The sequence below is a fragment of the Mesorhizobium sp. M7A.F.Ca.CA.004.06.1.1 genome, assembly GCF_003999135.1.
Taxonomy (GTDB): domain Bacteria; phylum Pseudomonadota; class Alphaproteobacteria; order Rhizobiales; family Rhizobiaceae; genus Mesorhizobium.
Window position 1 is genome coordinate 1 of sequence record NZ_RZPQ01000461.1, and the last position, 4749, is coordinate 4749.

A 4749-nucleotide genomic window follows, 5' to 3' on the forward strand; every position below is an offset into this window, starting at 1 on the left:
GCCGGGGTTGAAGCGATGATCGCCATAATCGTCGCCGGCATGCGCATCCGGCTGCACGGCAAAACGCGCGCGAAAATCCGCGGATGAAAACGGCGCCGGCGTCACCTGGTCCATCACGCGCTCAGCCGCTTCAACTGGTCCGCCGGCATGATCGGGAACACGGCGCCCTTGGAGCGCACCGCGAACATCGTCTCGCCGCCGATCTCGACCTCCTCGCCATGCCCGACCAGCTCATACATAACCGGCCGCGCCACCAGCGCCTCCAGACGGCCCCGCACCAGCACATAGGGCTTCAATCCGCCGGTCTCGTTCTCGTCGACGAAGCGCAGCGGCCGTTCCGGCCCGGCCTCGACGACATCGCCGACATTGGTGCGGAAGGTGATGGTCTGCGCTTCGCCGCTACCCGAAACGTCCATTTCGACCGCGATGAACGGCGCATCGGCAACGCGGATGCCGACCTTTTCCACCGGTGTCACCAGATAGGTCCTGCCATCGGCGTCCTTGCGCAGCACCGAGGAGAAAAGCTGCACCAGCGGCATGCGCCCGATCGGCGTGCCCAGATAGAACCAGGTGCCGTCGGACTTGATCTCCATGTCCAGATCGCCGCAGAAGTCGGGATTCCAGCGTTCGACGGGTGCCGCCCCCTTGCCGGCACGGGCGGCGCGCGAGATGAGCGCCTCGAGGCCACGCGCCTCGGTGGCATCCGTCAGGCTTTCTTCACGATGTCCCAAGGGTCCCGTCATGGTCACGAAATAGTCACTGTTGTTGCGCTTGTCAGCCTAAGTCTGTGATTTAAGTTTCGACATAGGCGCCACGCGAGGCCGAATCGCGGCAACTTATGGTATGGTGCAGCCGTTGTTCCAGCCATGGTATTCCAACCACAAGGATCGATGCGGCATGAGCGTGATGGTCAAGGAAAGCCCGATCAGCGAAAAGGACATGATCGCCGAGGCCGAAAAGGCGCTTGCCGACATCTCCCGGATCCGCGACGGGGTCGGCCGGGTCATCTTCGGACAGGAAAGCGTCGTCGAGCGTACTCTGGTGGCTCTGCTGGCCGGTGGCCATGCGCTTTTGGTCGGCGTGCCGGGCCTCGCCAAGACCAAGCTGGTCGAAACACTTGGCATCGTGCTCGGCCTCGATTCGCGTCGCATCCAGTTCACGCCGGACCTGATGCCGTCCGATATCCTCGGCTCCGAAGTGATGGAGCAGGACGAAACCGGCAAACGCTCCTTCCGCTTCATCTCCGGGCCGATCTTCGCCCAGTTGCTGATGGCCGACGAGATCAACCGCGCGTCGCCGCGTACCCAGTCGGCGCTGCTGCAGGCCATGCAGGAATACCACGTCACCATTGCCGGCGCCCGCCATGACCTGCCGGCGCCCTTCCACGTGCTGGCAACCCAAAACCCGCTGGAGCAGGAAGGCACCTATCCGTTGCCCGAGGCCCAGCTTGACCGCTTCCTGATGCAGGTGGATATCCTCTATCCCGAGATCGAGGCAGAGCGCCGCATCCTTCTGGAAACCACCGGCATCGAGGACGCGAAAGCGCAAAACGTGCTGCAGCCGGTGCGGCTGAAGGAGATCCAGACGCTGATCCGCCGCATGCCGGTGCCTGAAAGCGTCGTCGAGGCGATCCTGACGCTGGTGCGCTCGGCGCGTCCCGGCCAAGGCAATGCCGAGACCGACAAGAACGTCGCCTGGGGTCCCGGCCCGCGCGCCAGCCAGGCGCTGATGCTGTGCACAAGGGCGCGCGCGCTTTACGACGGACGGCTGGCGCCCTCGGTTGACGACGTCCGTGCGCTGGCCGAGCCGGTGCTGCAGCATCGTATGGCGCTGACCTTCGCCGCCCGCGCCGAAGGCACCGGCGTGCGTGACGTGGTGGCGAAACTCGTGAAAGGAATTTGATGCCGCGCATCGGCGAGGTCCAGGCTCCGGCAGCGACGCGCGACGCGCTCGCCCGTGGCCGGTTGCGAGCCTCGCTTGTGCCAGACCTGCTGGTCGAGGCGCGCCGCATCGTCAACACCGTGATCGCCGGCTGGCATGGCCGCCGCAAGCGCGGCATCGGTGAAAATTTCTGGCAGTTCCGGCCCTATGTCGAGGGAGATTCCTCGCGCATCGACTGGCGCCGCTCGGCCCGCGACGACCACACCTATGTGCGCGACCGCGAATGGGAAGCCGCCCATACGGTCTGGCTGTGGGCCGACCCCTCGCCGTCGATGCTCTACAAATCGACCGGCGCCAGCGTTTCCAAGCAATCGCGCGCGCTGGTGCTGGCGCTGGCCATGGCCGAACTGTTGTCGCGCAGCGGCGAGCGCATCGCCTGGCCGGGCCTCACCGACCCGTTCACCGCCCGCAACGGCGCCGAACGCATCGCCGCCCAGTTGATGCATGCCGGCGATTTGCCGGCAAAACCCGACCTGTCCGACATCAGGCGCTTCTGCGACATCGTCATCGTCAGCGACTTCCTCGATCCGGTCGAAGAGACGATGGCCTGGCTCGACGTGCTGGCCCGCCACGGCGTGCGTGCCCACCTGATCGAGGTCGCCGACCCGGCCGAGGAGACCTTCCCCTATGCCGGCCGCACCGAATTCACCGATCCCGAGACCGGCGACAAGCTGACCGCCGGCCGCGCCGAAATGCTCGGCGATGAGTATCGCCTGCTCTACGCCGCCCGGCGCCACGAACTGGCGGCCTGGTGCAAACGTCTTGGCTGGAGCTTTACCGTCAACCACACCGATCGGCTCGCCTCCGACGCGCTGGTGCGGCTGCACATGGCGATGACCACTGATGGCTCCTCGGCCAGGCCGACCGCCGGCGGTCGTGCCGGCATGATCGCCGGCGGCGATCGGCCAGGAAAGGCTGTCGCATGAGTTGGCTGCCGCTTTCCTTTGGCGCCCCCATGGTGCTGTGGGGCCTGCTGGCACTGCCGGTGATCTGGTGGCTGCTCAGGCTGACGCCGCCCAAGCCGCAGACCGAAATCTTCCCGCCGCTGAAGATCCTGGCCCGCGTGCTGAAGCGCGAGGAGACGCCGCAGCAGAGCCCGTGGTGGCTGACACTGCTCAGGCTCTTGATGGCGGCCCTCATCGTCGCGGCATTGGCCGACCCGGTCTTCAACCCGCGCGAAAAGCTGCCGGCCGAGGGAGCCGCCCTTGCCCTGGTCATCGACAATGACTGGGCAAGTGCCGCAGACTGGGGCAAACGCGTCGCCACCGCCGAGCGGCTGATCAACGATGCCGGCTCCAACGGCGTGCCGGTCGTCATCGCCTTCACTGCCGAAAAGGCCAATGCCGAGATCGGCCCGTTCGATGCCGCCACCGCGCTTGACCGGCTGCGCGCCGCCAAGCCGCGGCCGATCCCGACCGACCGGCCCGCCGTCTATGCCCGCGTCGCCGGCGTGCTGGAGACCTTGCCCGGGGCCAGTGTCGCCGTGCTTGCCGACGGCCTGGCGGCAAAAGGCGATGAGGCCGCCTTCAACACGCTTTTGTCGAAAAATGCCGCGCGTGTCGTCTGGGCAACCGCGGACAGGCTGTCGCTGACCGGCCTGACCGCCGCCGACAACCAGGTCGACGGCTTTGCACTGACCGCCATCCGCGCGCCGGGCGACCCTGCCCCGGCGCAGGTCACCGCCGGCGCCTTCGATGACAAGGGCCGCCGCATCGCCGATGCGACGCTGACCTTTTCGCCTGGCGAAACCACCGCCACCGGCACCATGGCGGTGCCGTTCGAGCTGCGCAACGACTTCGCTTCCATCGCGCTCGACGGCGAGCGGCAGGCTGGTGCGGTCCGCGTCCTCGACGAAAGCTCCAAGCGGCGGCGCGTCGGTCTATTGTCGCAGGCCGAGGCCGACCAGGCACAGCCGCTTTTGTCGCCGCTCTACTACATCAGGCGGGCGCTGCAGCCCTTCGCCGATCTGGTCGAACCCTCCAGCGCCGATCTTGCCGACGCCATACCGCAAATCCTCGACCAGAAGCCCGCGATGATCGTTATGGCCGATATCGGCACCATTCCCGGACAGGTCCGGCAGAGACTTGTCGATTGGGTCGACAATGGCGGCACGCTGGTGCGTTTCGCCGGTTCGCGGCTGGCCACCGCGGGCGATGACGACGATTTGCTGCCCGTCCGCCTTCGCACCGGCGAGCGGTCGCTCGGCGGCGCGCTGTCATGGACGTCGCCGCAGCCGGTCACCGAATTCCCCAAGGCCGGCCCGTTCGCCGATCTGGCGCCGCCGACCGAGGTCACCGTCAGCAGGCAGGTGCTGGCCGAGCCGACACCCGATATCGTCGAGCGCACCTGGGCGGCCCTTGCCGACGGCACGCCGCTGGTCACCGGACTGAAGAAAGGCAAGGGCACGCTGGTGCTGTTCCACGTCACCCCCGAGGCAACCTGGTCGAACCTGCCGATCTCTGGCAGCTTCGTCGAGATGCTGCGCCGCATCGTGCAGCTGTCGCGCAACCAGGGCGCGGCCATCGCCAATGCCGAAGCGGCCGCGGCGTCGCTGGCGCCCTATCGCATGATTGCAGCCGACGGCTCGCTGGTGCCGCCGACGCCGGATGCACGGCCGCTTGTACCGGGCGCTGGCGCGCTGCCGGTGACTTTTGAAAACCCGCCCGGTCTCTATGGTTCCGAGACGGGTGTATTTGCCCACAATCTGCTGGAAGCCGACAGCAAGTTGGCGCCCCTGGCGCGCCCGCAAATCACTGTTCCGGTCACCTCGATCCAGTATGCCTTTGACGAATCGCGCAGTTTGAAAGG

Annotated in this window: 4 protein-coding genes and 1 pseudogene; 3 read left to right on the forward strand and 2 right to left on the reverse strand. The window is 66.9% G+C overall.

Annotated elements, in window-relative coordinates; translation table 11 throughout:
• A pseudogene (locus EN906_RS39025) lies at positions 1-114 on the reverse strand (CoA pyrophosphatase); the annotation flags it as partial.
• Positions 114-743 carry a DUF1285 domain-containing protein gene (locus tag EN906_RS23380; protein ID WP_127271874.1) on the reverse strand — a complete coding sequence of 210 codons (630 nt, stop codon included), beginning with the start codon at positions 741-743 and terminating at the stop codon, positions 114-116. The gene EN906_RS23380 and the pseudogene EN906_RS39025, both read right to left, overlap by 1 nt.
• Before the next feature lie 154 nt (positions 744-897).
• On the opposite strand from EN906_RS23380, the gene EN906_RS23385 reads away from it, so the two are divergent.
• The 3 genes from EN906_RS23385 to EN906_RS23395 all read left to right on the forward strand — a co-directional run.
• Positions 898-1902 (forward strand): MoxR family ATPase, encoded by a 1005-nt coding sequence (locus EN906_RS23385; protein ID WP_127271985.1) that lies wholly within the window; start codon positions 898-900, stop codon positions 1900-1902.
• Positions 1902-2867, forward strand: coding sequence for a DUF58 domain-containing protein (locus EN906_RS23390; RefSeq protein WP_127271779.1), 966 nt, complete (start codon positions 1902-1904; stop codon positions 2865-2867). Before EN906_RS23385 ends, EN906_RS23390 begins: the two co-directional genes overlap by 1 nt.
• Positions 2864-4749: BatA domain-containing protein (locus EN906_RS23395; RefSeq protein WP_127375410.1), on the forward strand; the 1886-nt coding region annotated here is incomplete at its 3' end. The genes EN906_RS23390 and EN906_RS23395, both read left to right, overlap by 4 nt.

Bases quoted from the DNA above. Each gene is read 5' to 3' on its own strand.
- EN906_RS23380 (WP_127271874.1), bottom strand. From the start codon at position 743: ATGACGGGACCCTTGGGACATCGTGAAGAAAGCCTGACGGATGCCACC.
- EN906_RS23385 (WP_127271985.1), top strand. From the start codon at position 898: ATGAGCGTGATGGTCAAGGAAAGCCCGATCAGCGAAAAGGACATGATC.
- EN906_RS23390 (WP_127271779.1), top strand. From the start codon at position 1,902: ATGCCGCGCATCGGCGAGGTCCAGGCTCCGGCAGCGACGCGCGACGCG.